The sequence below is a fragment of the Frateuria sp. GZRR35 genome (genome assembly GCF_051900415.1).
Taxonomy (GTDB): domain Bacteria; phylum Pseudomonadota; class Gammaproteobacteria; order Xanthomonadales; family Rhodanobacteraceae; genus Frateuria_A.
Genome location: NZ_JBHZGL010000010.1, coordinates 44,055 through 68,720, shown reverse-complemented (window position 1 = coordinate 68,720; position 24,666 = coordinate 44,055). Strand labels below are relative to the sequence as shown.

Here is a 24,666-nt window from a genome sequence, read left to right as displayed (position 1 = left end):
ACATCGCCCGGACCGCATCGTCTAGAATTGGCGGATGTCCCTGATCCAATTGCAGCGCGTCGATTTCAGTATCGGCGGTCCCCTTCTGCTTGCCGATGTCGACCTGTCGATCGAGCGCGGTGAACGCGTCTGCGTGGTCGGCCGCAATGGCGAAGGGAAATCCACTTTGATGAAGTTGATCGCCGGGGAATTGCACCCCGACGACGGTGAAGTGAGGGTGCAGAACGGCACCATCGTGGCGCGCATGGCGCAGGAAGTGCCGCAGTCCACGGCCGGCTCAGTGTTCGACGTGGTCGCCGAAGGCCTGGGCGATCTGGGCCACTTGCTGGCGCGTTACCACCATTTGCTGGCCGCTGGCGACCTTGACGCGCTCGGCGAGGTGCAGCACGAGATCGAAGCGCGCCAGGGCTGGGATCTTGACCGCCGGGTGAACGAGGTGATCGCGCGGCTCGAGCTGCCTGGCGAGACCGACTTCGCCGCGCTCTCCGGCGGCATGAAGCGACGCGTGCTGCTGGCGCAGGCGCTGGTGCAGAAGCCGGACGTGCTGCTGCTCGACGAGCCGACCAACCACCTGGACATCGAGGCGATCGACTGGCTCGAGGGCTTCCTGAAGTCCTTTGATGGTTCGATCGTGTTCGTCACCCACGATCGCAGTTTCCTGCGCGCGCTGGCCACGCGCATCGTGGAGATCGACCGCGGCCAGCTCACCGACTGGCCGGGCGACTACGACAACTACCTGCGCCGCCGCGAGGAACGCCTGCACGCGGAGGCCCAGGCCAACGCGCATTTCGACCGCAAGCTGGCGCAGGAAGAAGTGTGGATCCGCCAGGGCATCAAGGCCCGGCGTACCCGCAACGAAGGCCGCGTGCGCGCGCTCAAGGCGATGCGCCGCGAGCGCGCCGAGCGGCGCGAACTGTCCGGCAACGCGAAGATGACGCTGGCCAACGCGCAGGCCTCGGGCAAAAAGGTCATCGAGCTCGACCATGTGCACCAGGCCTACGGCGGGCGCGTGCTGATCGACGACCTGTCGACCACGGTGATGCGCGGCGACCGCATCGGCATCATCGGGCCCAACGGCGCCGGCAAGAGCACGCTGCTGAAGATCATGCTCGGCGAGCTCACGCCCGAGCGCGGCACGGTGGAGCTCGGCACCGGCATCCAGATCGCGTACTTCGACCAGCATCGCGTGCAGCTGGACGAGCGGCTCAACGCGTTGGACAACGTGGCGCAGGGCCGCGAATACATCGAGCTCGGCGGGCAGCGCAAGCACGTCATCGGTTACCTGCAGGACTTCCTGTTCTCGCCCGAGCGGGCACGCGCGCCGATCACCCGCCTCTCCGGCGGCGAGCGCAACCGCCTGCTGCTGGCCAAGCTGTTCGCCCAGCCGTCCAACCTGCTGGTGATGGACGAACCGACCAACGACCTGGACGTCGAAACGCTGGAGCTGCTGGAAGAACTGCTGACCGAATACCAGGGCACGCTGCTGCTGGTCTCGCACGACCGTGCGTTCCTGGATAACGTGGTGTCCAGCACGCTGGTGCTCGAGGGCGAGGGCAAGGTCGGCGAGTACGTGGGCGGCTACAGCGACTGGCTGCGCCAGCGTCCCGCGGCACCGGCGCCCGCCTTGGCGAAGAGCGCCGCAGTGCCGGCTGCACCCGCACCCGCGCCCGCTGCGGCACGTCGCAAGCTGAACTTCAAGGAGCAGCGCGAACTGGAACAGTTGCCGGCACGCATCGAGCAGTTGGAAACGGAAATCGCCGCGCGTACCGCTGCCATGAACGAGCCGGCGTTCTTCCAGCAGGACAGCACCGCCATCGTGCAGGCCAACGAGACGATCGCGAAGCTCCAGGCCGAGCTCGACACCGCCTACGCGCGCTGGAGCGAGCTGGAAGGCTGAGCCTGGCTCCCCCGGGAGGGGCGAGGGCTAAAGACGCGCGCGCACTTGTAGGAGCGGATACACCGCGTGCGGCGGAGCAAGCTCGAGGGTTGCCGTTGTTGTTGTTATTAGCTCCGTCTCCCCTCAGGGGAGAGGGGCCACGCTCGCGACATGGCCGCCACTGGTCGCGCTTCCTTCGCTCCAACACACCGGACGAACTTCCCCGCGAGCCCCGACCCCTCACCCAACCCTCTCCCCTCCGGGGAGAGGGCTCAAACGCGCGAGCACCTGCAAGAGCCCGGATGCACCGCCTACGGGCGCTGCTAGCTCGCTTCCCGATCAAGGCGCGCACGGGTGCGCTCCTACAGGGACCCGCTTTCGGACCGGGTAGGCAGCCACAGGCACGCCAGCGCGCCCGGCTTGCCGTCGTCGCGCGCGGTCAGCGTTACGCCGCCGTCGTGCGCTTCGGCGATCTGCCGTGCCAGCGCCAGGCCGATGCCGGAACCGCCGGGCTTGGTGGTGAAGAACGGGATGAACAGGTTCTCGCTCGGCGGCGGTCCCGGCCCGTCGTCCTCGACCTCGACCACGGCCCGTTCGCCGCGCCGGCGCCAGCGCACACGGACCTCGCCTCTGGCCGCTTCTGCAGCGTTGCGTACCAGGTTGATCAGGGCCTGCTCCAGTTGGTCGGCATCGCCGTCGACCAGCAGCGGCGCGCCCTCTTCCGGCGTGACCTGCCGGTCGCCCGGGTGCGCCAGCGGCAAGCGCGCAACCTTGCCGACCAGCTCCCGCAGGTCCAGCGGCCCGCGTTGCGGTACCGGCAGCCGCGCCAGCGTGCCGTAGCCGGTGAGGAAACGCGCCAGCGCGCCGGCGCGGTTGCCGATCACGTCCAGCCCGCTGCGGAAATCCTCGCGCCAGTCCTCCGGCAACGGATCGCGCGCGGCCAGGGTCGCCAGCGTGCCGGCCATCGACTGGATCGGCGCCAGCGAGTTGTTCACCTCGTGCCCGAGCACGCGCAGCAGGCGCTGCCAGGCGGCGCGTTCTTCCTCGCGCAGCACGCGGCCAACGTCATTGATCACCAGCAGCCACCCGCCGCGGCCACCGCTTCGCAGCGCCGCATGGCGCACCTGGAAGCGGCCGCTGCGGCCGGGAAACGTGTGCAGCGCAACCTGGTCGGATGGGCCTTCCAGCAGGCCGGCGAGGCCCAACTCGGCCGCACTCAGGCCGAACAGGCGGTGGCGTTCGGCATCGAGCAGGCGCTGCCCGGCTGGGTTGACCAGGCGCAGCCTGTGCGCCTCGTCGAACACGAACACTGCGCTGTCCAGCGCCGCCAGCGTCTTGCCCAGGAGGTGTGCCGATTCCTCGAACGCCAACCGCTCCTGCTGCAGCCGTTCGGCCAGGGCGTTGATGTCGTAGACCACGTCGCCGAGTACCCCGCCCTGCACGCCGCGCAGGCTGTAGTCGCCCTCGCGCAGGGCTTCGAGCAGGCCGGCCAACGTGTACAGCGGAAACACCACGCGGCGGTACTGCCACCGCGCCAGCGCGATGGTGATGGCCGCGGCGCCTGCGAGCAGCACCCAGCGCAGGGCCGTCTCTTTCAGCGGGTGTGCCACGAGCAGCAGCAGGGCCAGCAGTGCGGGCACGGCCATCAGCAGGCTGCCGCCGAGCACACGCCGCTCGAAGCGCGGCATGCGCCCGGTGCGCGCGGACGACGGGTCAATTTTCGCCATCGGTGCCGGCCGCGCGCAGGTCGTGCTTCTCCAGTCGCCGATACAACGATTGGCGGGTGATACCCAGCGCCTCGGCCGCGCGCTGCAGGTTGCCCTCGTGGCGCTCGACCGCGCGGGCGACCAGCCAGGCTTCCGCCTGCTCCAGGGTCATGCCGTCGAGGTCCGCCGACGCCTGGGCGGCGACGCCGAAATTGAGCGTCGCGGCGTCCACCTGGTCGCGTTCGGCCAGCAGCGCGGCACGCTCCATCAGGTGCTGCAGTTCGCGCACGTTGCCCGGCCAGGCCCAGGCGAGCAATGCGCGCTCGGCCGAAGCCGCCAGTCGCAGGTCGTCGCGGCCGTAGCGCTGCGCGCTGCGCGCCAGGAACGCCCGGGCCAGCGGCAGGATGTCCTCGCCGCGCTCGCGCAGCGGCGGCAGGCGGACTTCCAGCGTATTGAGGCGATAGAGCAGATCCTTGCGGAAGCGGCCGGCGGCCACGTCGGCATCCAGATCGGCGTTGGTGGCCGACACCAGCCGCACGTCGACCTTCTGCGTGCGCGAGGAACCGAGCCGCTCGAACTCGCCGTCCTCCAGCACGCGGAGCAGCTTGGGCTGCTGCGGGGCCGGCACGTTACCGACCTCGTCCAGGAACAGCGTGCCGCCGTCGGCCAGTTCGAAGCGGCCGATGCGCTCGCCCTTGGCGTCGGTGTAGGCGCCGCGCACGTGGCCGAACATTTCCGACTCGAACACGCTCTCGGCGATGCCGCCCATGTTCACCTTGACCAGCGAGCGCGCGGCCCGCGCCGAGTGCTCGTGCAACAACTGGGCGATCACGCCCTTGCCGGTGCCGTTCTCGCCGAGCACCAGCACGTTGGCGTCGCTGGGCGCGATGCGCGCGACCAGTTCCAGCACGCGGCGCATCGCGGACGATTGGGCGATCACCTCGGACGAGCCGCGCAGCAGCGCGTTCTCCGCCTCCAGCCGGCGCTGCCGGCGCGTGCCCTCGGCAATCGCGATCTGCGCGCGCAACACGCGCAGCAGGCGTGCGTTGTCCCACGGCTTTTCGATGAAGTCGGCAGCGCCCCGGCGCATGGCCTCCACGGCCAGCGGCACGTTGCCCCAGGCGGTCATCACCACCACCGGCAGATCCGGGGCCTGTTCGCGCAGGCGCGCCAGCAGCTCGAGTCCTTCCTCGCCGGAGGTCGTGTCGCGGGTGTAGTTGAGGTCGATCAGCGCGCAGGCGAACTCGCGTTTGCGCAGGAGATCCAGCACCGCGGCCGGACCGTCGGCGGCTACGCTGGCGAGGCCGTCGGACTTGAGCAGCAGGCGCAACGCTTCGCGCACGTCGGCCTGGTCGTCGGCCAGCAACACGGTGGGATCGGGTTTGGTCATGCGGTTGCCTGGTTTCCAATCTGCAGCATAGCGCCGGGCGGCGCGGCGCCCCCGCGAGGCGGCCTGGGGTGAGGGCTCGCCACGGCGCTGGTTCGCGAAGGTTTCGAACAGCCAAATTCGCCAGATGTGATTCGGGGTCAGCCGTTCCCCTCACCCCCTATCTCCGAGGGAGAGGGAGCAGGGCACATCATTCGTACCTCAGCGCGACCACCGGATCGACACGCAGCGCGCGCCGCAACGGCACCAGCGCGGCCACCAGCGAAACTCCCAGCACCATCAGCAGCACCGGCACGAACACGGCAGGATCGTGGGCGCGCGTGTGCAGCCCCGGGTCGGCCAGCACGGCCGACCATGGCATGGCCAGCAACAGGCCCATGCCCAGGCCCAGCCCAAGTTGCCAGGCCAGCTGCCGCGCCACCGTGCGCATCACGGCGCCATGGCCCGCGCCGATCGCCCGCCGGATGCCGATTTCCCGTGTGCGCTGCGCCACCGAGAACGACAGCACGCCATACAAGCCTGCACCAGCCAGCAGCAGGGCCACCAGGCCGAGCGCGCCGAACACGCCGGTGAGCACGGTGAGGTTCACGCGGCTCTCGGCCATGGCGCTGGCCTGGCTGCGCACCCGATACAACGCCGCCTGCGGCTCGACCGCGTGCACGGCATCGGTCATGGCCCGGGCCAGAGCGGCCGCATCGGCATGCGTGCGCACGGCCAGGCCAACGCTGTGCAGCGGCCCCTGCCGCAGCGACTGGTCCAGCGGCAGCAGCATGCCGGGCAGCGGTTTCTCGAGCATGCCATCGAGCTGCAGGGACTCGATCACGCCGACCACGGTCAGCGCGAGCGGCTGTGGGTATCCCGGCCACAACACCAGCTTGCGGCCGAGCGGGTCCTGGCGCGGCCACATCGCAGCGGCCATCTTGGCGTCGACGACCACGACGCGCTGGCTTTGGGCGGTGTCGCGCGCATCGAAGAAGCGGCCCTCCCGCAGGCGCACGCCGTAGGTATCCAGGAAGTGCGGATCGACGATGCCCATCTGCACCTGCGGCCAGCCGTCCGACGGTTGCGGTTGGCCCGGCAGGGATACGTCCTCGTGACTGCCGAGGAAGGCGCTGGGCACGGTGTCCGAGGCGCTCGCGTCCACCACGCCGGGCAACTGGCGCAGGCGCTCGACCACCTGGTCGAAGAAGCGGATGCGGCTGGCGTCGTCCGCATACGCCTGAGGCGGGAGCGCCACGCTGGCGACCAGAACCTGTTCGGCATGTGCCGCACCCACGCCCGGCTGCGCCAGCAGGACGTCCAGCGCGCGCACGAAGGTGCCGGCGCCGACCAGCAACACCACGGTGAGCGCGATCTCCGTCATCACCAGGCCCTTGGCGACCCGGTTGAATCCGGCCCCCGAGCCTTTGCCGCCATCGCGCAGGGCATCCTGCAGGTCGGCACGCGAGGCTCGCCAGGCGGGGATGACGCCGGCCAGCGCGGTGCTGAGCACGGCGGCCGCCAGGGCGGCAACCAGCACCCGGGCATCGATACCGAACTGGTGTATCGGGCCGGCGCCAGGCGCGTTGGCGTAATACACCTGGACCAACCAGCGGTTGGCCCAGTGCACGATCGGCAGCGCTACCACCAGCGCCGCCAGGCTCAACAGCAGGCTCTCGGCCAGTGCACCGCCCATCAACCGCGTGCGGCTGCCGCCCAGGGCGCTGCGCAGGGCCAGCTCGTGACGTCGCTGCAGCGTCTGCACCAGTTGCAGGTTGGCCACGTTGACGCAGGCCAGCAGCAACACCAGCACGGCGGCGCCGAACATCAGCCACACCCAATGGCGCATGTCCTCGGGCACGAAACCGTATTTCCAGGGCTTGATGACCACGCCTCGCGTGCGCTCGGTCGTCGGCAAGGCCGCCTGCAGGCGCGCACCCCACGCATCGAGCTCCGCCCGCGCCTGGGACAACTGGCTCGACGGCGCCAGGCGGGCCACCGTCCAGAGATCGCGATGCTCGCCCGGCCGCAACCGCAGCGGCAACCAGACCTGGCTGTTGGTGACGGGCAGGCGGCTGGCCGTCGCGGGCACCACGCCGACCACCGTCGTCCACTGGCCGCTGATCCGCACAGCGCGGCCGATGACGTGCGGGTCGGCGGCGAAACTTTGCCGCCACAACGCCTCGCCAAGCAGGGCCACCCTCGGCGCGCCCGGAGCATCATCCGCTGGCGCAAGTGCGCGCCCGAGCAACGGCTCGATGCCCAGCAGCGGCATCATCGATGCGGTCACCAGGGTGCCGGCGTAGTACGTCGCGGCGCCGCCCTCGTCCACGTTCATGCCGATGCCGAAATAGGCCCCCATCGCATCGACGCTGTGCAGGCTCCCGTGCACGGCCAGGTACTGGTCGCTGTCCAGCGGGTCGATGCCGTTGCCGCTGTGGGTGGGCTCGCCCAACGCCATCAGCCGCTCCGCGTGCGGCAACGGCAGCGGCTCGATGATCAGCGTGTTGACCAGGCTGAACAGGAACAGCGTCAGCCCCAGTCCTACGCCGAGTATCCCGATCGAGAGCAGGCTGTAACCCGGCCGGCGCAGCAACCGCCGGAGCGCCCCACGTGCTTCACTGAAAATCATCACGCTCACTCCCCCCTCAACGCACGCATCGGCGGCACGCGGCTGGCACGCCAGGCCGGCAGCAGACAGGCCAGCAGACCGGCGGCGGCAAGCACGCCGCACACCCCCAGCATGGCCCATGGGTCGACGGCGCTGCCGCGCCCGAGCATGCCCACCAGCATCATGGAAAGCGCATGGGCCAGGCCCAGCGCAACGGCCATGCCGATGACCAGTCCCAGTGCGATCTGCGCCAGCCCTCCGCGCAGTACCAACCGCAGCAGCCGCACCGGTTGCGCCCCCATCGCCAGCCGCACGCCGAACTCGCGCTCGCGCGCGGCAACCGCCACCGCCATCACGGCATACATGCCCGCCGCGGCGAGCAGCAATGCCAGCGCCGCGAACAAACCGATCAGCAACAGGCCCAGGCGGGCGCTTTGCGTGGTCTGGCGCACAATGCTGTCCATGCTGCGCACGTTGGCGATCGGCTGGTCGGGAGCCACCTCGGCGACCGCCTCGCGTATGCCGGCGCCCCAGTCCGCGAGGTTGCCGTGGCCACGCAATGCAAAGCGCAGTGGTTCCAGGCTGTGGAATATCTGCAGTATCGGTTCGGGCATCTGGTCCAACGGCAGGTAGATCACCGGCTGCTCTGGTTGCAGCGGGCCGAGCTGACGGGTCTCGTCGGCCACGCCGACGATGCGCGCGGACCAGGTGTCGCTGCCGTTGCCTTCCACGCGGATGGTCTTCCCGATCGCATGGCCGCCGTAATAGGTATGCGCCAGATCCTTGCTGACGATCGCGACGAACTCGGCACCGCGCGAGTCGTTGCGAGTGAAGTCGCGTCCCACGGGAAGCGCGATCGAGAACAGGTCGAAAAAGCACGGCCCGACGCCATGGAGCTGCACGTGCATTTCCTTGCCGTCCGGGGTGAGCGCCTCGTTCTGGAACTGCCCGAAACCGTCATCGCTGGCCGGCAGGTTGGTGGTCACCGCGGTTCCGGTCACGCCAGGGATCTGGGCAAGCCGCTCGACCAGTCGCTGCGACAGGTCGTGCATCGAGCCGGCGTCCGGGTGACGGCCCTTCACCGGCGACAGTTCGAAAGTGAGGATGTTGTCACTCGCAAAACCGAGTGGTGTCTGCGAGGCATCGTGCAACGCATGCATGAAGACACCGGCCGCGCAAAGCAGGATGGCGGCCAACGCCACCTGCGCCATCACCAGCACGCGCCCGAGCCGGCCGCTGCGCACGCCGATGCCCGAGCGACCGCCTTCGCGCAATTCGTCCACCGTGACCCGGCTGCGGCTGCGCCAGAGCGCGAGCAGCGCGGCAAGCAAGGCCCCGAACAGGCCCATCGCGAACGCAAACCCCCACGCCGCCAGGTCCGGACGCACCGGATCGCCATGCAGCCACTGCGCGGGAATAAGTGATTGCAGCACCGCCAACCCCGCTGCGCCCAGCGCCATGCCCACCAACGCACCGCACGCGCCCACCAGCAACCCCTCGCCCAGCGCCGGCAGCATCAGCCTCAACACCGGTGCGCCCAACGCGCTGCGCACGGCGCCATCGTGGTTGCGTGACAGCGCGCGCAGCAGCATCAGGTTGGTCAGGTTCACCAGCGCGATCAGCAGCACCAGTGCCGCACTGGCGACGAACACCAGCAACACGGGCCGGGCCGTGCGGTGCTGCAGCTCGGTCAGGCTGCCGGCACCGAACCAGGGTTGCGTCCAGTCGCCGCCCATCGCCATGTCGCGGTACATGGCGCGCTCGCGCGCATCGACCTGCGCGGCCACTTCCGCCACGCGTACACCGTCGGCCAGCCGTGCGATCGCGATGTGGGCGTTCTGGTTGTAGTCGCGGCTTACCGCCGGCAAGGCCATCGGCACCACGATGCCGCCGCCCCCGGCGAACAGGTCGAAGCTGTTGGCCGCATCGAAGCTTGCCGGCAGCACACCCACGATCGTGGCGGGCGTGCCCTCGACCTGCATGCGCCGTCCGATGACCGCGGCATCGCCGCCATAGCGCCGCAGCCACAGGCCGTGGCTGAGCAGCACCGCCTTCGGTCCGCCCGGCTGGTCTTCCTGCACGGTGAAGTTGCGGCCCAATACCGGGTGCAGGCCCAGCGTGGGCAGCAGCTTCCGATCGGCGCGCACCAGCGAGACCTGCTCGGGCTGCCCGCCACCGGCGATGTTCGCCACCATGCCGATCTGTTCGAGCGCCAGCGAGGTCGTGCCCTTGAGCGCGTCCAACTGCTGGAACTCGTGCGGCGAGAGCCCGCCGACCTGCCCCTTCCACAATTTGCCAACCACCACCAGCCGCTCCGGCTGCGGTACCGGCAAGGGCCGCAGCAAGGTGTGCTGGATCAGCGCAAACACCGCCACGCTGGCGCTGATGCCCAGCGCCAGCACACCCGAAGCCAGCAGCAAAAAGCCCGGCCGGCGCAGGCTGGCGCGCCAGGCGCGTGCGATCTCCGCGAGCCATACGTTCATGCGTGCTGTCCGGCCGACCGGCCGGCTCCATTGAGCGTCGTCATTCTCATTCCCCCCGCAAGGCCCGCATCGGCGGCACGCGGCCGGCGCGCACGGCCGGCAGCAGGCTCGCGAGCGCGCCGATACCCAGCAGCACCACGCCCACGATGGCAAGCACCGGCAGGTCGAGCATGCCCCGGTCCAGGCCCGGCGCGAGCAGCAGCATGCGCAGCGCCTCCCCGAGGACCAGCGCCAGCGCCACGCCCAGGCCCAGTCCGATGGCCACCTGCGCCACGCCACCGCGCAGCACCAGCCACGCCAGCCGCGTGGGCGCCGCGCCCAGCGCCTGGCGCACGCCGAATTCATGCGCACGCGCAGCGACGGCCACCGCCATCACCGCATACAGGCCGGCCGCTGCCAGCAGGAGCGCCAGGGCCGCAAACAGGCCGGTCAGCCACAGCTGCATGCGCGTATCGCGAGTGGTCGAGTGCACCACTTGGGTCATCAGCCGCACGTTGTCCATCGGCTGGCCGGGTGCCACGTCGGCCACCGCCTGCTGCATGGCCTGGCGGTAGCTGCCGGGATCGCCGCGGACGGCGAGCGCGAAGCGCATCGGCTCGAAGCTGCGGAACGCGCGCAATGCATCCTCGCTGACCTGGGCCAGCGGACGGTAGAGGATCGGTTGGCGCGAGCGCGGGTTGAGCGGGCCGAGCTGCCAGGTGTCGTCCACCACGCCGACGATGCGCGCCGAGACCATGCCCGGCCCTTCGCCGCGCTGGATCAGCTTGCCCAGCGCATGCCCCCCGTACCAGCGATCGGCGAGGGAGCGATTGACCATCGCCACCGGTTCGGCGCCGCGCACGTCGGTCGCGGCGAACGCGCGGCCCTCGCGCAGGCGGATGGTGAACAGGTTGAAGTAGTTTTCGTCCACCGCATGGAACTGCGCGTTGTCCGCTTCGCCTCCCGGCGGGTGCAGGCCACCGAGGTTGAACTGGTCGCGCCAGGGGCCGCCGGGCAGGTTGGTCGTGGCGCTCGCGAGTTCGACGCCCGGCGCCTGGCGCAACCGCCCGACCAGCCGCTGGGACAACTGCGACACGGCCGCCGCGTCCGGGTAGAGCGCCTTGATCGGCGCCAGTTCGAAAGTGACGATGCCCTGCGTGCGGTAACCCAATGGCACGCGAGCGGCATCGATCAAGGTGTGCGCAAACAATCCGCAGGCGCAGAGCAGCGCGGTGGCCAGCGCCACCTGCGCCATCACCAGCGAGCGCCCCAGTCGACCGCCGCGCCGCCCCAATCCGCTACGAGCGTCTTCGCGCAGGTCGTCCATCGTGATGGCGTGCCGCCGCAGGCTGCCCACTGCGCTCAGCAAGGCGCCCAGCACGCCGACCGCCGCGGCGACCAGCCACGCGACCGTGCCCGGGTAGAGGCTGTCCGGCTGCCAGCCGGCCGGCATGAAGCCGCGCAGCAGCGCCAGCGCGGCGGCCGCCAGGCCCAGCCCGGCCACGGCCCCGAGCACGCCGACCAGCAGCCCCTCGGCCAGTACCGGCAGCGCCAGCCGCCACGACGATGCGCCCAGCGCACCGCGCACCGCGCCGTCGTGCTGGCGCGACAGTGCGCGCAGCAGCATCAGGTTGGTCAGGTTGACCAGCGCGATCAGCAACACGACCAGCGCGCAGCCCATGAACAGCGCGAGCTGGAAACCATCGCCGACGTGGCGGAAAGCATGCAGGTCCTGCACGCCGAAATGCCGGCGCCGCCACCAGTCGCCGTACGCGCCGGTGGACTGGGCGTAGAACGCACGCAGGCGCGCGTCGACCTGGGCGGCCACACGCTGTTGCTGCGCGGGGGATTGCAGCCGCGCGACCGCCTCGTAGTTGGTGCCGTCGGAGCGGCTGTTGGCCGGCATCGCCAGCGGCAGCACCACATCGCCTTCGACGTCGAAATCCGCCGGGAGCACGCCGACGATCGTGTGCGGCTGGCCTTCGATGTGCAGGCTGGTCCCGACGACTGCCGCCTTGCCGCCGAAGCGCCGCTGCCACAGTCCGTAGGAAACGATGGCGACGGCCGGGCCGTGCGGTGCGTCTTCTTGCGCAGTGAAGTTGCGCCCGAGCAACGGACGCACACCCAGCGTGGGCAGCAGGTGGCGATCCATCTGCAGCGACGAGGCGAGCACCGCCTCGCCGTGGCCGGAGATGTTCACCGAGGGCGCGCCGGGCATGTAGAGCGCCATGTCGCGCACGCCCTCGATCCCCTGCAGCTGTTGGTACTGCTGCGGCGAAATCCCGCTGACCCCGGTCTCCTCCAGCGGGCCCACGGCGACCAGGTGCGAAGGCTGGTGGTAGGGCAGCGGCCGCAGCAGGACGCGGTCGATCAGGCTGAACACCGCGACGCTGGAACCCACGCCCAGCGCCAGCACGCCACTGGCCAGCAGCAGGAAGCCGGGCCGGCGCAGGCTTGCGCGCCAGGTTCGCCAGACTTCGGCGAACCCGATGCTCATGCGTCGATCTCGATGCGCTGGCCGATCAATGCATCCAGCCGCTGCTCGTCCTCGCGACGCAGGCGGTCGAAGGTTTCCTCATCGACCACGCGCCCATCGAACAGGCGGATCTTGCGCTGGGCGAGTTCCGCGTAACGGGCGTCGTGGGTGACCATGCAGATGGTCGCGCCGCCCTTGTGCAGTTCGTCCAGCAGCGCCATCACCGCCTCGCCGTTGCGCGAGTCGAGGTTGCCGGTCGGCTCGTCGGCGAGCAGGATCGCCGGCTTGCCGACCAGTGCGCGCGCCACCGCCACACGCTGCTGCTGGCCGCCGGAAAGCTGCGCCGGATAGTGGCGCATGCGGTGGGACATGCCCACGCGCTCGAGCGCCTCCTGCACCCGCGCGCGGCGCTCGTTGGCGCCGATGCCGCCGCGGTAGGTGAGCGGCAGCTCGACGTTCTCGTACACCGACAGGTCGCCGATCAGGTTGAACGCCTGGAAGATGAAGCCGATCTCCGCGTTGCGGATGCGCGCACGCTCGGCCGCGTTGAGCGCGGCGACGTCATGGCCGTTGAGCACGTAGCGACCATCGGTGGCGGTGTCGAGCAGGCCGAGGATGGAGAGCAGCGTGGTCTTGCCGCAGCCGGAGGGGCCGGAGATCGAGACGTATTCGCCGCGCGCGATGGTCAGGTGCACGTCGGACAGTGCGTGGGTTTCCACCTCGTCGGTCTGGAATATCTTGCGGATGCTTTCGAGGGTGATGACGTCGGCGGTCGGGTTCATCGGGTTCTCCTGGAAGGACTGTGGCCGCGCAGGGTGGGCTTGAGCCCTCCTTCCTGGCGCAGGTGGTGGCGTGCGTGGCGGGCTGGCCCCCACCCTGCCGGCTCATGTTCATTCGATTCGGATGCGGTCATAACCATCCCACTGGCTGGTGTCGGAAAGAATGACGCGGTCGCCCGCCTTCAGGCCGCGCAGTACCTGCACGCGGTCGACCGAGGCGGCGCCCACGCGCACCGGCACCCGGGTGGCCGTGTCGCCGGCGGGATCGAAGCGGAACAGGCTCAGATCGCTGTCGGCCTTGGCCAGCGCGGGACGACCGACCGACAGCACCCGATCCAGCCTGGCGATGCGGATGCGGCCATCGACTGAAAGATCCGGCCGGGCGCCGGGCGGCATCGGGCCGGTGAGCGTCACGTCGACCTGCACGCTGCCGTTGCGCACCGCCGGGTCGATCCGCTCCACGCGGCCGGCCACGATGCCGTTGTGCGTGTCCACGCCGACGGCCATGCCCATCGCCACGTCCTTGGCCTGCACTTCGGGGACCTGCAACCGCGCGATCAGCACGTCCGGCCGCGCCACGCGTGCGAGGCTGGTGCCCTCGGCCACGCGAGCGCCTTCCTGCACGGCCACTTCCTGCAGCACGCCGGCGATGCCGGCGGTGACGTCGAGCGCATCGGCCTGGCGCTGGCGCAGCATCAGGTTGCTGCGCTGCTGCTGCGCGCGCGCCTGCGCCGCGTCCAACTGCGCCTTCATGCTGCCGGCGAAGCTGTCCACGCGTTCCTGTTCGATCTGCATGCGCGCCTTGAGCTGCTTCAGCGCGATCAGGCCCTGCTGGTACTGCACGCGCGGGATCAGGTCCTTCTGCACCGCCTTGGCGTCGGCCTGCGCCTTGACCTGCGCCTGCGCGTAGTCGGACTGCGCCTGGGCCAGCGCGGCGCGCTCGTCGAGCAACTGGGAATGCAGTTCGGCACGCTTGGCCGCGACCTCGGCCTCGGCCGCAGCGACTTGGGCCTGCGCGTTGCGCAGCGCGTCCTCGACTTCGGGGTTGGCCAGGCGCATCAGCACGGTGTCCGGCCTCACCGTCGCGCCGGGCCAGACCAGGATCTGTTGCACCTGCGCCGCGGTGGCTGCCGCCAGCCAGCGGCTGGAGCGCGGCACCAGCGTGCCGGTGGCACGCACTTCCTGCAGCATGTCGCCCTGCTGCACGGTGTCGATCCACAGGCTGGCACGCTCGGCCGGTGGCAGGGCCGGCCCCAGCCGGGCCAGCGCGAACGCCGCGACGCTGACCAGTACCACGCCTGCGCCGGCCAGCCAGTAGCGGCGGCGGCGACGACGAAGCAGGAGTTGGGTATTGGCGATGTCCATGCCCGGCTTGGAGCAACGGGCGTGCCAAGCGCGATTTCCGGGGGATTCGGGGCTTTTCCGGGCCGGCAGCCGCCGACGCGGCGTCCATTTCCGGCGACCGGGTCCGGGAACGGACACCGCCAGGTGACGGCGGGAGCCCGCAGGCTCCCGCCGGTTGATGGCTCTAGAACGCCAGGCTCCACTGGTCGAGGTAGCCGGTGTCGCCGGAATAGACGTCATCCACCTTGAGTTTCCAGTTGCCGTTGGCCGGCTGTGCCGAGCCATCGACGGTGTAGGTGGTGTCGATGTTCGGCGTGCCGTCGTTTCCGCTGGGCTGCTTGAGCACCATGCTGCCGCCATTGGGGCCGATCAGGGTCAGGCGCAGGTCGCCGCGGTAGCTGTGCACCACCTTCACGGCGACCTTGAGCGTCCCCGGCGCGTTGCCGCTGCGACCGCCGACGGTCAGGTCGCTGGTGACGCTGCCGCTGTCGGGAATGGGCAGGTCGGTGGTGTTGCTGAACACGCCACCGGGCGCGGGGTCGCCACCGGCACTCCAGCTCGCCTTGAGGCTGACGCCCGAGTACGCCGCATAGCCGTTGAGCAGGATGTAGTAGGTGCCCGCCTGCGGGGTGGCCACGCTGCAGCTTTCGGTGTTGCCGTTGCGATACGGGCGGCAGTCGTAGCTGGCGGTGGTCGGCGCGCTGCCGTAGCGGGTGTACAGGTCCACATCGCCGCTTCCGCCGGAGGTGGCGATGACCAGGTTGCTGGCGCCGTCGGGCACGGTGACCTTGTAGCTGGCCTTGCTGCCCGAGGCACCGGACAGGCCGGTCAGCGGCACGCCGTTCTGCAATCCGTCGTCGCCCGGCGGGGTGTCGCTGCCGGCGACATCGCCCAGTTCCACCGCGAATGCCAGCGCCAGGCGCGAGAACTTCAACGCATGCGCGGACTGGTTGCCGACGTTGGCGTAGGTGTCCTGGCTGGAGTGGATGTAGGGGTTGTCGTCGCCGAGCTTCGCTTCGAACGGCATCGAGGTGGCGTAGCCCTGGTTGTACCAGGAGGCGTGGTCGGAACAGGCATAGCCGCAACGGTCGTGTTGCACGTCGAGGGTCGGCAGGTAGGTGGCGGCGAGGTTCTCGACGAACTGGTTCTGCTGGGCGTCGGTGTAGTCGTCTTCCAGATAGATGTCGCCGGCCGAGCCCTTGTAATCGGTCATGTCCAGTTGCAGCACGCCGATCACGTCCACGTTGCGGTTGCCGTAGTCGCTGGCGATGTACTTGGAGCCGTACAGGCCGAACTCCTCGCCCGAGTAGGCCATCAGCTTGATCGTGCGCCGGGGCTTGTAATTGCTGGCCATCATCACGCGCAGCGCCTCGGTGAGGCTGGCCACCCCGGAGCCATCATCGTCGGCGCCGGGCGCGCGCGAGGTCTCGTGCGGCTGACCGTTGGCGTCGTTCCAGTTGACCGTGTCCAGGTGGCCGCCCATCACCAGGACCTGGTCGGGCTCGTCGGCACCGCGGATGGTGAGCACCACCGAGGGCATGCGATCGGTGCCGCGGCGAACCTGCTCGATCGTGACATCGCTGCGCCCGGCGGTGATGCCCTGCCACTTGCCGACCACCCAGTCAGCCGCCTGCGCGCCATAGTCACCGTTGTAGTAGCGGTTCTGGAAGGCCGACAGGTCCTGGATCGTCTGGCCGATGTTGCCGGCGGTCTGCTGGCTCAGCATCGGCTGCAGCAGCGCCTGGTGGGTGATGGCGTAGTCCGGCCGGGTGACCGTGGCCAGCGTCTGGCGCGGCTGCAACGACTGGCGCGCCGCATCGAGCGAGTCGTAGGCCATGTACCCGGCGCAGTGATGCAGCACCGCGTGCACGCTACGCGAGAGCGGCCCGAGCAGGCGCGGGTCCACCGGCACGATGCTCACCTTGTCGACCAGGTTGCGACCGCTCTTCTGCGTGCCGGCGATCACGTAGCGGCTTTCGAGCGCGTGTACGTCCGGTGCGAGCTGTTGCACCAGCGCGTAGGTTTTCGCGTCGACCGTAATCCACACTTTCTTCGGTGCCGGGGACGTGTTCGCGCTCACGCCCGCGGCCCACAACAACCATCCCCCCAATACAACGGCATGCCCTGACTTCATGGTTCTGGCTTCCTGTTCAAAGTCATTTCATCGGATATGCATGGCTCCCCTTTTGCGATGCACGCTTGGACCGCCGCATCCCCCGCGGCGGCCCGTCAACTTGATTGGCCCGCTTTTGTTTGACAAGCACCCGGCGCACGCGGCTACGCCGGGCGTGCGGTCGACGCTAAGGTTTGATCAAGCCGTCACGCCGCAAGCCCCGCGAAGCGGGCGCGACGGATGCGCGGCCCGGTCACGGACCGGCCGCGCGCTCTGCCGGCGTGGGGACGGGGTGGGGACGGGGTGGTCAGCCGGTGTTTTGCAGGCCTTGCGAGACGCCGTTGACGCAGGCGACCAGCGCGCGCAACAGGGCGTCGTCCTCGCGTCCGCCGGCGCGCCAGCGCTCGAGCAGGTCGACGGTGAGCAGGCTCATGGGGTCGACGTAGGGATTGCGCAGCCGGATCGAGACCGCCAGCCGCGGATTGTCGGCGAGCAGCGTGTCGCCGCCCTTGAGCTTGAGCAGCCAGGTACGGGTGCGCGCGAACTCCTCGCGGATCGCCGCGAAGAACGGCGCGTGCAGGTCGCCGGCCAGGCGCGAGAAGGCCTCGGCGATGTCCAGGTCGCACTTGGCCAGCACCATCGCCACGTCGTCCAGCGCGTTGGCGAGGAAGGGCCAGTCGCGCGCCATGTCGGCGAGCGCCTGTTCGCCGAAGGTGGCGGCACCCTGCTCCAGTGCGGAGCCGAGGCCATACCAGCCGGTGATGATCGAGCGGCACTGGGTCCAGGCGAACACCCACGGGATCGCGCGCAGGTCCTCGACGCCGCGCATGCTGCGGCGGCTGGCCGGGCGCGAGCCCAGGGTCATGCGCTCGACCACGTCGATCGGCGTGGCGGTGCGGAAGTAGTCGACGAAGCCCTCGCGCTCGACCAGTGCGCGGTAGTGCCGGCGGCTGTGCGCGGCGAGCGCCTCCATCTGCTCGCGCCAGCGCGCCTCGCGCGGCTCCTGCGCGCGCGGGCGCAGCGAGGCGCGCAGCACGGCGCTGACGGTCTGTTCCAGGTTGCGCAGGGCCAGCGCACGGATGCCGTACTTGCGGTGGATCACCTCGCCCTGCTCGGTCACCCGCAGCACGCCAGCCACCGAGCCGCGCGGCGAGGACATCAGCGCCGGGGCGATGCGCGAGCCGCCGCGGCTGGCCGAGCCGCCGCGGCCGTGGAAGAAGGCCAGGTGGATGCCGGCTTCGTTCGCCACGTCGAGCAGTTCCACCTGCGCACGTTGCAGCGCCCAGCGCGAGGCGAGCGTGCCGCCGTCCTTGCCGCTGTCCGAATAGCCGAGCATGACCCACTGGCGATCGCCGCGGGCGCGCAGGTGGGCGCGGTAGACGGGATCTTCGAGCAGGGCGCGCAGGGTGGCGGGGGCTTGTTTGAGGTCGTCGACGGTCTCGAACAGTGGAGCGATGTCCAGGGGTATCGCGTTGCCAGCTTCCTCTCCCCTCCGGGGAGAGGGAGCAGAGGCGGGCGCTTCGTTGTCGGTTCCCCGCGAGGTTGCCCCCTCACCCCGGCCCTCTCCCCGGAGGGGAGAGGGCGCAGAGCCCCGCGCTTCGTTGCTGGCATCCGGCCAGAGTGGCCCCCCGCCCGAATTCCGTTCCCTGCGGGGAGCCGGCTGCACAAGCCCGCCGTAGCGCGCCAGCGCCAGCACCGCCAGCACGTCCGCCGCCGAGCGCGCCATGCTGATGATGTACAGCCCGACCGCCTCGCTGCCGTAGCGGCGGCGGGCGTCGCCCAGCGTGGCGAATACGTCGTAGAGCGCGGTCACCGGTTCGGCATGGCTGATCGCGAAGCGGTCGTTCCCGGCGGCATACGCCGACAGCGCGGCCGCCCGGTCGGCCGCCGCACGGCTCGCCCAATCGGCATCGTCGAGCAACGCCGCCAGTGCGTCGTCGTGCACGCGCGAGTCCTGCCGTACGTCCAGCCGCGCGAGGTGGAAGCCGAAGGTGCGCACGCGCCAGACCAGCCGGCGCACGGCATAGGCACCGGCGTGCAGGCCGCAGTGTCCGAGCAGGCTGTGATCGATCAATTGCAGGTCGTCCAGCAGCTCGGCTGCCGAGGCGTAGCCTTCCGCGCCGTTGTCGCCGGTCGCTTCCAGCCGCGCGCCGATCAGCGTGAGCAGGCAGCGGTAGGGCATGTCCGCATGACGCGGGCGAATGCGCGCCGCGGCCTGCGGGAAGCGTTCGCGGTAGTCGGCCAGGCGCGCGGTCAGCGCGGGGTCGACGGCCACCCGACCGGCGGTCTGGCTGAGCAGTCGCGCCAGGCTGGCGACGTCGGCGATGTAGCGCTCCAGCACGTGCGCTCGCTGGGTCGCCAGCGCAGCGGCAATCGTGTCGGCACCGACGTTCGGGTTGCCGTCCATGTCGCCGCCGACCCAGCTGGCGAAACCGAGCAGTCGCGGCAGCGGCGTGGCCACGCCGTAAACCGCCTGCAGCGCGCCGGCGAGCGACTCGTACAAGGCCGGCACGATGCGGTAGATCGGGTTGGACAGGTAGAAGCCGACGTGGTCGTGCTCGTCCTGCACGGTGGGACGCACCGGCGAGGCCTCGGCGGTCTGCCAGCCGGTGGACAGCGCCATGTAGATGCGGTCCTGGTCCTCGGCACGCTCCTGCGGGGTGCGACCGGTGTCGAAGCCGTCGACCAGCGCGCGCACGATCGCCTGCTCCTTCTCCAGCAACGAGCGGCGCATGGCCTCGGTGGGATGGGCGGTGAACACCGGCTCGATCCACAGCCTCGCCAGCCAGCCCAGGAGTTCGTCCGCGCCGACGCCCTCGCGCTTGAGCCGGCCCAGCACGTCCAGCAGCGATTCCGGTTGCGGCGGGCCACCCTCGCGCTGGTAGTCGCGGCGGCGACGGATGCGGTGTACGCGCTCGGCGATGTTGACCGCCTGGAAATAGGTGGCGAAGGCGCGCGCCAACGCTTCGGCCTGATCGGTATCCAGGTCCGCGAGCGCATCGGCCAGCGTGGGGACCGGGTCGCCCTCGCGACGGCGGTGGATGGCCGCCTGGCGTACCGCTTCCACCCGTTCGAAGAAGCGCTCGCCACCCTGCTCGGCAAGCATCAGGCCGACCAACTGGCCGAGCCGGCCGACGTCCTCGCGCAGGGGGCCATCGTGGGGCAGGTAGTCGGTGTCGCGGCTGGCTTCCATGGGCGGCTCTCCGGGAGGGTTTCCCAAGACTAGCGAATCGCCCGCCAAGCCCTTGTAGGAGCGCACCTGTGCGCGACCGCCATGCATCCCGGTCGCGCACAGGTGCGCTCCTACAGAGAGATCGCGCGGACGGTATAATGGCCGCCTTTCGTGCCCACCGAGGGGCGCTGCGACCGTCGCACGACGGCCAGGCTCGGCGGACATGTGCAACAACGGCGCTCACCCATGCGGACCTTCGCCCGCACAGGCCAAGGTTCCCCAAAGAACCGGAGACAAGCATGAACGCCGCCATCCAAGCCCCGCCGGGCCACGACTACAAGATCCGCGACATCTCCCTGGCCGAGTTCGGCCGCAAGGAGCTGGACATCGCCGAGCACGAGATGCCCGGCCTGATGTCGATCCGCCGCAAGTACGCCCCGCAGGCCCCGCTCAAGGGCGTGCGCGTGACCGGCTCCCTGCACATGACGATCCAGACGGCGGTGCTGATCGAGACGCTCAAGGACATCGGCGCCGACGTGCGCTGGGCCTCGTGCAACATCTTCTCCACCCAGGACCACGCGGCCGCCGCGATCGCCGCCACCGGTACGCCGGTGTTCGCCTGGAAGGGCGAGACGCTGGAGGAGTACTGGGACTGCACGCTCGACGCATTGAGCTTCCCCGACGGCAAGGGCGGCTTCCTCGGTCCCCAGCTGGTGGTGGACGACGGCGGTGACGTCACGCTGCTGATCCACAAGGGCTACGAGCTCGAGAACGGCAGCGACTGGGTCAACACCGCCTCGGGCAGCCACGAGGAGCAGGTGATCAAGAACCTGCTCAAGCGCGTGCACAAGGAGCGCCCCGGCTACTGGCACACCGTGGTCAAGGACTTCAAGGGCGTCTCCGAGGAGACCACCACCGGCGTGCACCGCCTCTATCAGCTGGCGCAGGAAGGCAAGCTGCTGATCCCGGCGATCAACGTCAACGACTCGGTCACCAAGAGCAAGTTCGACAACCTGTACGGCTGCCGCGAGTCGCTGGCCGACGGTCTCAAGCGCGCGATGGACGTGATGCTGGCCGGCAAGGTCGCGGTGGTGTGCGGCTACGGCGACGTCGGCAAGGGCTGCGCGCACTCGCTGCGGGCCTACGGTGCGCGCGTGGTGGTCACCGAGATCGACCCGATCAACGCCCTGCAGGCGGCGATGGAAGGTTTCGAGGTCAACACCGTCGAGTCGACCCTGGGCCGCGGTGACATCTACGTCACCACCACCGGCAACAAGGACGTCATCCGCCTGGAGCACATGCAGGCGATGAAGGACCAGGCGATCGTCTGCAACATCGGCCACTTCGACAACGAGATCCAGGTCGATGCGCTGAATGCTTCGGGCGCCGAGCGCCTGAACATCAAGCCGCAGGTGGACAAGTACACCTTCAAGGACGGCCGCTCGATGTTCCTGCTGGCTGAAGGCCGGCTGGTGAACCTCGGCTGCGCGACCGGTCATCCGAGCTTCGTGATGTCCAACTCGTTCGCCAACCAGACGCTGGCACAGATCGACCTGTGGGCGCACAAGGACAGCTACGAGCCGAAGGTCTACATCCTGCCCAAGAAGCTGGACGAGGAAGTGGCGCGGCTGCACCTGGAGAAGATCGGCGTGAAGCTGACGACGCTGACTACCGAACAGGCTGCCTACCTTGGCGTGCCGGTGGAAGGGCCGTTCAAGGCGGATCATTACCGCTACTGAGCGCCCTACTCCACGAAGAAAGGGCCGCAGCGATGCGGCCCTTTTTTGTTTCCCGCGAGCCCCGGCCCCTCACCCCAACCCTCTCCCCGGAGGGGAGAGGGAGCCAGCTCGAGGCAGGATCAATACGCCACGGGGAATCTGCTTCTGCTCCCTCTCCCCTGGCGGGGAGAGGGCTGGGGTGAGGGGCCACTCTTGCGGCGGCGTTCCAACGGGCAGCGCTTCGACCGCGCAGGATCACTGCGCCCCAAGCCACGCCGCAGGCACATACGGCATCCGCTTGATCCGCCCGGACCACCGCAACCTGAAATACGCCGGCAGCGCCGGCAGCAGCTGCCAGCGGCTGACCTCGTGGATGTCGTTGCCGGCCGTCTCCAGCGACAACGGCTGCGCATCTCCCATCGGCACCGCGCGATCCGGCGACAGCCAGCTTACCCGCCCGCGCACGCTGCCACGCTTCTGCCGGTGAGCGGCCATCAAGGTCTCATAGGGAAACGCCGCATCGCGGCCATGCTCGCGGAACAACCGCTCCTGCCAGGCGAACAGCGATTGCAGCCGCGGGTGATCGGCAAAGTGCGGCACGATCCGCAGCGGTCGCAGCAGGCAGGCCAGTGTCAGGTCGGCGGCAGTGAAGGTGTGTCCTACCAGGAATCCCTCGCGGTCCAGATGTCCGGCAATCGGCAGCAACTGTTCCTCGAGCTGCTCGTAGACGCGATCCTGGCGATTCCGATGGAAACGAAACCGCAACGCCAGCATCGTGCCCAGCACCGGTGCTACCAGTGTCCGCAACACCGGCCAGGTGAACAGCCCCCCGCACACGCCGGGCATGAACAGCCGCGACAGGATGCCGGGGCATTCCATGATGACCTGCGTGTAGCCCAGCCGCCGCGCGTTGAGCCCGAGCGTGGAGTCCAGCGTGACCATCCAGCGCCAGGCCAGCGCGCGCTCGGCCGGGTCGGCCGGCAGCAGTGGGAATTGCGGATAGGTTTCGTCCAGGTAGCGGATGATCGGCGAGGAATCGCTGATCGCCACGCCCGTGGCCGTGTCGTGGATCAACGGCACGGTCTGCGCGCAATCGAAGCGCTTCATCTCGTCCTTGCGGAACGCGACGATGTCGATGCCGCGCCAGTCCAGGCGCTTGAAATCCAGCGCCCAGCGGACCTTCTCCACGTAATGCGACCAGTGCAGCTTGTACAGCTCGATCATGGCAACGCTCCTTGTGCGAGCTCCCGTGATGGGGCCGGCGCGAGGCCGCACAAGGGCGCGCTAGAAGGCCATCTGCTCGCGGAACTCGCGCGCCTGCCGGCGCGACAGCTCCACTTCGCTGCCGTCCTTGAGCGTCAGCACGTAACCGTCGCCCACCGACGGCTCGACCGCGCGCACCATGCGCAGGTTGACCAGCGTGTTGCGGTTGGCGCGGAAGAACAGCGCCGGGTCCAGCCGTGCCTCCAGCGCGTTGAGGCTGCGTGCCAGCAGCACGCACTGGTCGCGGAACCACACGCGGGCGTAATTGCCGTCGACCACGATGCGCTGGATCTCGCCCAGTGTGACGAACCAGCAGCGTTCGCCTTCGCGCAGGAACACCTTGTCTTCGGCGCCGAGCAGCTCACGCGCGGGTGGTGCCGGGGTCGCCGCGCCCGCGCGCTCCAGCGCCGCGCGCAGGCGTTCGGGTGCGACCGGTTTGACCAGGTAATCCAGCGCGTTGGCCTCGAAAGCACGCACCGCGTACTGGTCGTAGGCCGTGGTGAACACTACGGCGGGCAGCGGTTGCACGCCCTCGATGACGTCGAAGCCGCTGCCCGAAGGCAGCTGGATGTCCAAGAGCAACAGGTCCGGCCTGAGCCCGGCGATCGCCTCGCGCGCAGACGGCACGTCGTCGGCCTCGCCCACGCATTCCGCGCCTGGGATGCCCGCCAGCATCGTGCGCAGCTCCTGCCGCGCGAGGCGGGCGTCGTCGACGATCAGGATGCGCAGGTTCATTGGGCGATCTCCAGGCGGGCGAGGACGCAGCCTTCATGCTCGGTCAGTTCAAAGAGGCCATCCCGCCCGAGGTGCGTGCGCAGGTAGGCCAGACCGACGCCATGGCCGCCGTTGCCGGTGCCGAGCCGGCCAGGATTGGCCACTTCCAGCCGAAGCACGCCATCCATGCAATCCGCGCGCAGGTCCAGCTCGCCGCCGCCGGGCGTCACCGCGATGCCGTGGCGGATCGCGTTCTCCACCAGCAACTGCAGTGCCATCGGCGGCAGCCGCGCATCCAGCGCGGCGGGCGCGATCTGGCGGTTCACGCGCAGGCGTTGCTCGTAGTGCACCGCCTCGATCGCCAGGTAGTCGTCGACCACCGCCAGTTCCTCGGCCAGGCGTACGTGCTCGCGATCGTTCTGTTCCAGCGCGTGGCGCAGGGTGTTCGACAGCCGGGTGACCATCTCGCGTGCGCGTTCGGTGTCCTCGTTGATCAGCGCGCGCAGGTTGTTGAGCGCGTTGAAGACGAAGTGCGGGTTGAGCCGGGCGCGCAGGGCGTCGCGCTCCAGCGCGCTGCGCTCGGCCTCGGCGCGCAGGCGTGCGATCTCGCTGTGGCGGGCGCGTTCCAGCACGCGGGCGCTGGCCCAGCCGGCGGTCCACAGGCCCAGCACGATGGCGGCGTTGAACCAGTAGACCAGCACCGCGGCGGGGCGGTAGTCCAACCGCCCGCCCGGCATCGTGACCCAGTGCAGCGCCACCGCGGGCACCATGACCAGCGCCACCATCGCCTGCACCACCAGCGCACCGATCAGCACGCCTGCGAGCAGGCGGCCGCTCAACGCCCAGCCATCGCGTTGCAGCCAGCCGCGCCGCAGGGCGAGCGCGCGCAGGCCGTAGGAGACCAGGTACAGCGCCAGCGCGATCGTCACGAACAGGAGCAGCACACCGGAACCGGACATGCCGTAGCCCGCGCCGAAGACCAGGCTGATCCCCAGGTAGATCGCCCAGGGCACCAGGTTGATCCATCCGAACCACCGCCGCCCGTCGCGCACCGTCGTCCCCCGCT

Annotated in this window: 14 protein-coding genes and 1 riboswitch; of the genes, 2 read left to right on the top strand and 12 right to left on the bottom strand. The window is 69.7% G+C overall.

Annotated features, from left to right (window positions below):
- Positions 1-34 precede the first annotated feature (34 nt).
- The gene (locus tag ACFWZ3_RS12480) at positions 35-1,897 is read left to right on the top strand and encodes an ATP-binding cassette domain-containing protein (RefSeq protein ID WP_439708043.1); all 1,863 of its coding nucleotides are present in this window, start codon (positions 35-37) and stop codon (positions 1,895-1,897) included.
- A gap of 341 nt (positions 1,898-2,238) precedes the next feature.
- On the opposite strand, the gene ACFWZ3_RS12475 is transcribed toward ACFWZ3_RS12480, so the two are convergent.
- The 9 genes from ACFWZ3_RS12475 to ACFWZ3_RS12435 form a co-directional block, all read right to left on the bottom strand.
- Positions 2,239-3,603 (bottom strand): sensor histidine kinase, encoded by a 1,365-nt coding sequence (locus tag ACFWZ3_RS12475; protein WP_439708042.1) that lies wholly within the window; start codon positions 3,601-3,603, stop codon positions 2,239-2,241.
- On the bottom strand, positions 3,590-4,972 hold the full coding sequence (locus ACFWZ3_RS12470) for a sigma-54-dependent transcriptional regulator (protein ID WP_439708041.1): 1,383 nt from the start codon (positions 4,970-4,972) through the stop codon (positions 3,590-3,592). The genes ACFWZ3_RS12475 and ACFWZ3_RS12470 overlap by 14 nt, the downstream gene beginning before the upstream one ends.
- Positions 4,973-5,159: 187 nt before the next feature.
- The gene (locus ACFWZ3_RS12465) at positions 5,160-7,580 is read right to left on the bottom strand and encodes an ADOP family duplicated permease (protein ID WP_439708112.1); all 2,421 of its coding nucleotides are present in this window, start codon (positions 7,578-7,580) and stop codon (positions 5,160-5,162) included.
- A 5-nt stretch (positions 7,581-7,585) separates the two neighbouring features.
- Positions 7,586-10,042 (bottom strand): ADOP family duplicated permease, encoded by a 2,457-nt coding sequence (locus tag ACFWZ3_RS12460; RefSeq protein ID WP_439708040.1) that lies wholly within the window; start codon positions 10,040-10,042, stop codon positions 7,586-7,588.
- A 46-nt stretch (positions 10,043-10,088) separates the two neighbouring features.
- Positions 10,089-12,518 carry an ABC transporter permease gene (locus tag ACFWZ3_RS12455; protein WP_439708039.1) on the bottom strand — a complete coding sequence of 810 codons (2,430 nt, stop codon included), beginning with the start codon at positions 12,516-12,518 and terminating at the stop codon, positions 10,089-10,091.
- Positions 12,515-13,279, bottom strand: coding sequence for an ABC transporter ATP-binding protein (locus ACFWZ3_RS12450; RefSeq protein WP_439708038.1), 765 nt, complete (start codon positions 13,277-13,279; stop codon positions 12,515-12,517). Before ACFWZ3_RS12450 ends, ACFWZ3_RS12455 begins: the two co-directional genes overlap by 4 nt.
- A 108-nt stretch (positions 13,280-13,387) precedes the next feature.
- Positions 13,388-14,641: an efflux RND transporter periplasmic adaptor subunit gene (locus tag ACFWZ3_RS12445; protein ID WP_439708037.1), complete on the bottom strand. Its 1,254-nt coding sequence runs from the start codon at positions 14,639-14,641 to the stop codon at positions 13,388-13,390.
- 163 nt (positions 14,642-14,804) lie between these two features.
- Positions 14,805-16,700, bottom strand: a complete 1,896-nt coding sequence (locus ACFWZ3_RS12440) for a M20/M25/M40 family metallo-hydrolase (RefSeq protein WP_439708036.1) — start codon at positions 16,698-16,700, stop codon at positions 14,805-14,807.
- Positions 16,701-17,040: 340 nt separating this feature from the next.
- Entirely contained in the window at positions 17,041-19,926 is a 2,886-nt protein-coding gene (locus ACFWZ3_RS12435) for a phosphoenolpyruvate carboxylase (protein WP_439708035.1), read from the bottom strand.
- A 153-nt stretch (positions 19,927-20,079) separates the two neighbouring features.
- A riboswitch (S-adenosyl-L-homocysteine riboswitch) is annotated at positions 20,080-20,154 on the top strand.
- A gap of 50 nt (positions 20,155-20,204) precedes the next feature.
- Here ACFWZ3_RS12435 and ahcY point away from each other — a divergent pair.
- The gene (gene ahcY, locus ACFWZ3_RS12430; RefSeq protein WP_439708034.1) at positions 20,205-21,644 is read left to right on the top strand and encodes an adenosylhomocysteinase; all 1,440 of its coding nucleotides are present in this window, start codon (positions 20,205-20,207) and stop codon (positions 21,642-21,644) included.
- Positions 21,645-21,878: 234 nt separating this feature from the next.
- Here the strand turns inward: ahcY and ACFWZ3_RS12425 are convergent, their stop codons facing one another.
- Genes ACFWZ3_RS12425 through ACFWZ3_RS12415 form a run of 3 tightly spaced genes read right to left on the bottom strand, consistent with a single transcriptional unit; the run spans position 21,879 to position 24,613 of the window.
- Complete coding sequence (locus tag ACFWZ3_RS12425; protein WP_439708033.1) at positions 21,879-22,847, bottom strand: glutathione S-transferase family protein; 969 nt, start codon at positions 22,845-22,847, stop codon at positions 21,879-21,881.
- 60 nt (positions 22,848-22,907) lie between these two features.
- A complete protein-coding gene (locus ACFWZ3_RS12420; protein ID WP_439708032.1) occupies positions 22,908-23,621 on the bottom strand; it encodes a LytR/AlgR family response regulator transcription factor in 714 nt (237 codons plus the stop codon).
- Positions 23,618-24,613, bottom strand: a complete 996-nt coding sequence (locus ACFWZ3_RS12415) for a sensor histidine kinase (RefSeq protein ID WP_439708031.1) — start codon at positions 24,611-24,613, stop codon at positions 23,618-23,620. The genes ACFWZ3_RS12420 and ACFWZ3_RS12415 overlap by 4 nt, the downstream gene beginning before the upstream one ends.
- Positions 24,614-24,666 lie beyond the last annotated feature (53 nt).

Excerpts from the sequence above, each read along its gene's own strand:
- ACFWZ3_RS12480 (WP_439708043.1), top strand. The coding sequence starts at position 35 with ATGTCCCTGATCCAATTGCAGCGCGTCGATTTCAGTATCGGCGGTCCC.
- ACFWZ3_RS12475 (WP_439708042.1), bottom strand. The coding sequence starts at position 3,603 with ATGGCGAAAATTGACCCGTCGTCCGCGCGCACCGGGCGCATGCCGCGC.
- ACFWZ3_RS12470 (WP_439708041.1), bottom strand. The coding sequence starts at position 4,972 with ATGACCAAACCCGATCCCACCGTGTTGCTGGCCGACGACCAGGCCGAC.
- ACFWZ3_RS12465 (WP_439708112.1), bottom strand. The coding sequence starts at position 7,580 with ATGATTTTCAGTGAAGCACGTGGGGCGCTCCGGCGGTTGCTGCGCCGG.
- ACFWZ3_RS12460 (WP_439708040.1), bottom strand. The coding sequence starts at position 10,042 with ATGAACGTATGGCTCGCGGAGATCGCACGCGCCTGGCGCGCCAGCCTG.
- ACFWZ3_RS12455 (WP_439708039.1), bottom strand. The coding sequence starts at position 12,518 with ATGAGCATCGGGTTCGCCGAAGTCTGGCGAACCTGGCGCGCAAGCCTG.
- ACFWZ3_RS12450 (WP_439708038.1), bottom strand. The coding sequence starts at position 13,279 with ATGAACCCGACCGCCGACGTCATCACCCTCGAAAGCATCCGCAAGATA.
- ACFWZ3_RS12445 (WP_439708037.1), bottom strand. The coding sequence starts at position 14,641 with ATGGACATCGCCAATACCCAACTCCTGCTTCGTCGTCGCCGCCGCCGC.
- ACFWZ3_RS12435 (WP_439708035.1), bottom strand. The coding sequence starts at position 19,926 with ATGGAAGCCAGCCGCGACACCGACTACCTGCCCCACGATGGCCCCCTG.
- ahcY (WP_439708034.1), top strand. The coding sequence starts at position 20,205 with ATGAACGCCGCCATCCAAGCCCCGCCGGGCCACGACTACAAGATCCGC.
- ACFWZ3_RS12425 (WP_439708033.1), bottom strand. The coding sequence starts at position 22,847 with ATGATCGAGCTGTACAAGCTGCACTGGTCGCATTACGTGGAGAAGGTC.
- ACFWZ3_RS12420 (WP_439708032.1), bottom strand. The coding sequence starts at position 23,621 with ATGAACCTGCGCATCCTGATCGTCGACGACGCCCGCCTCGCGCGGCAG.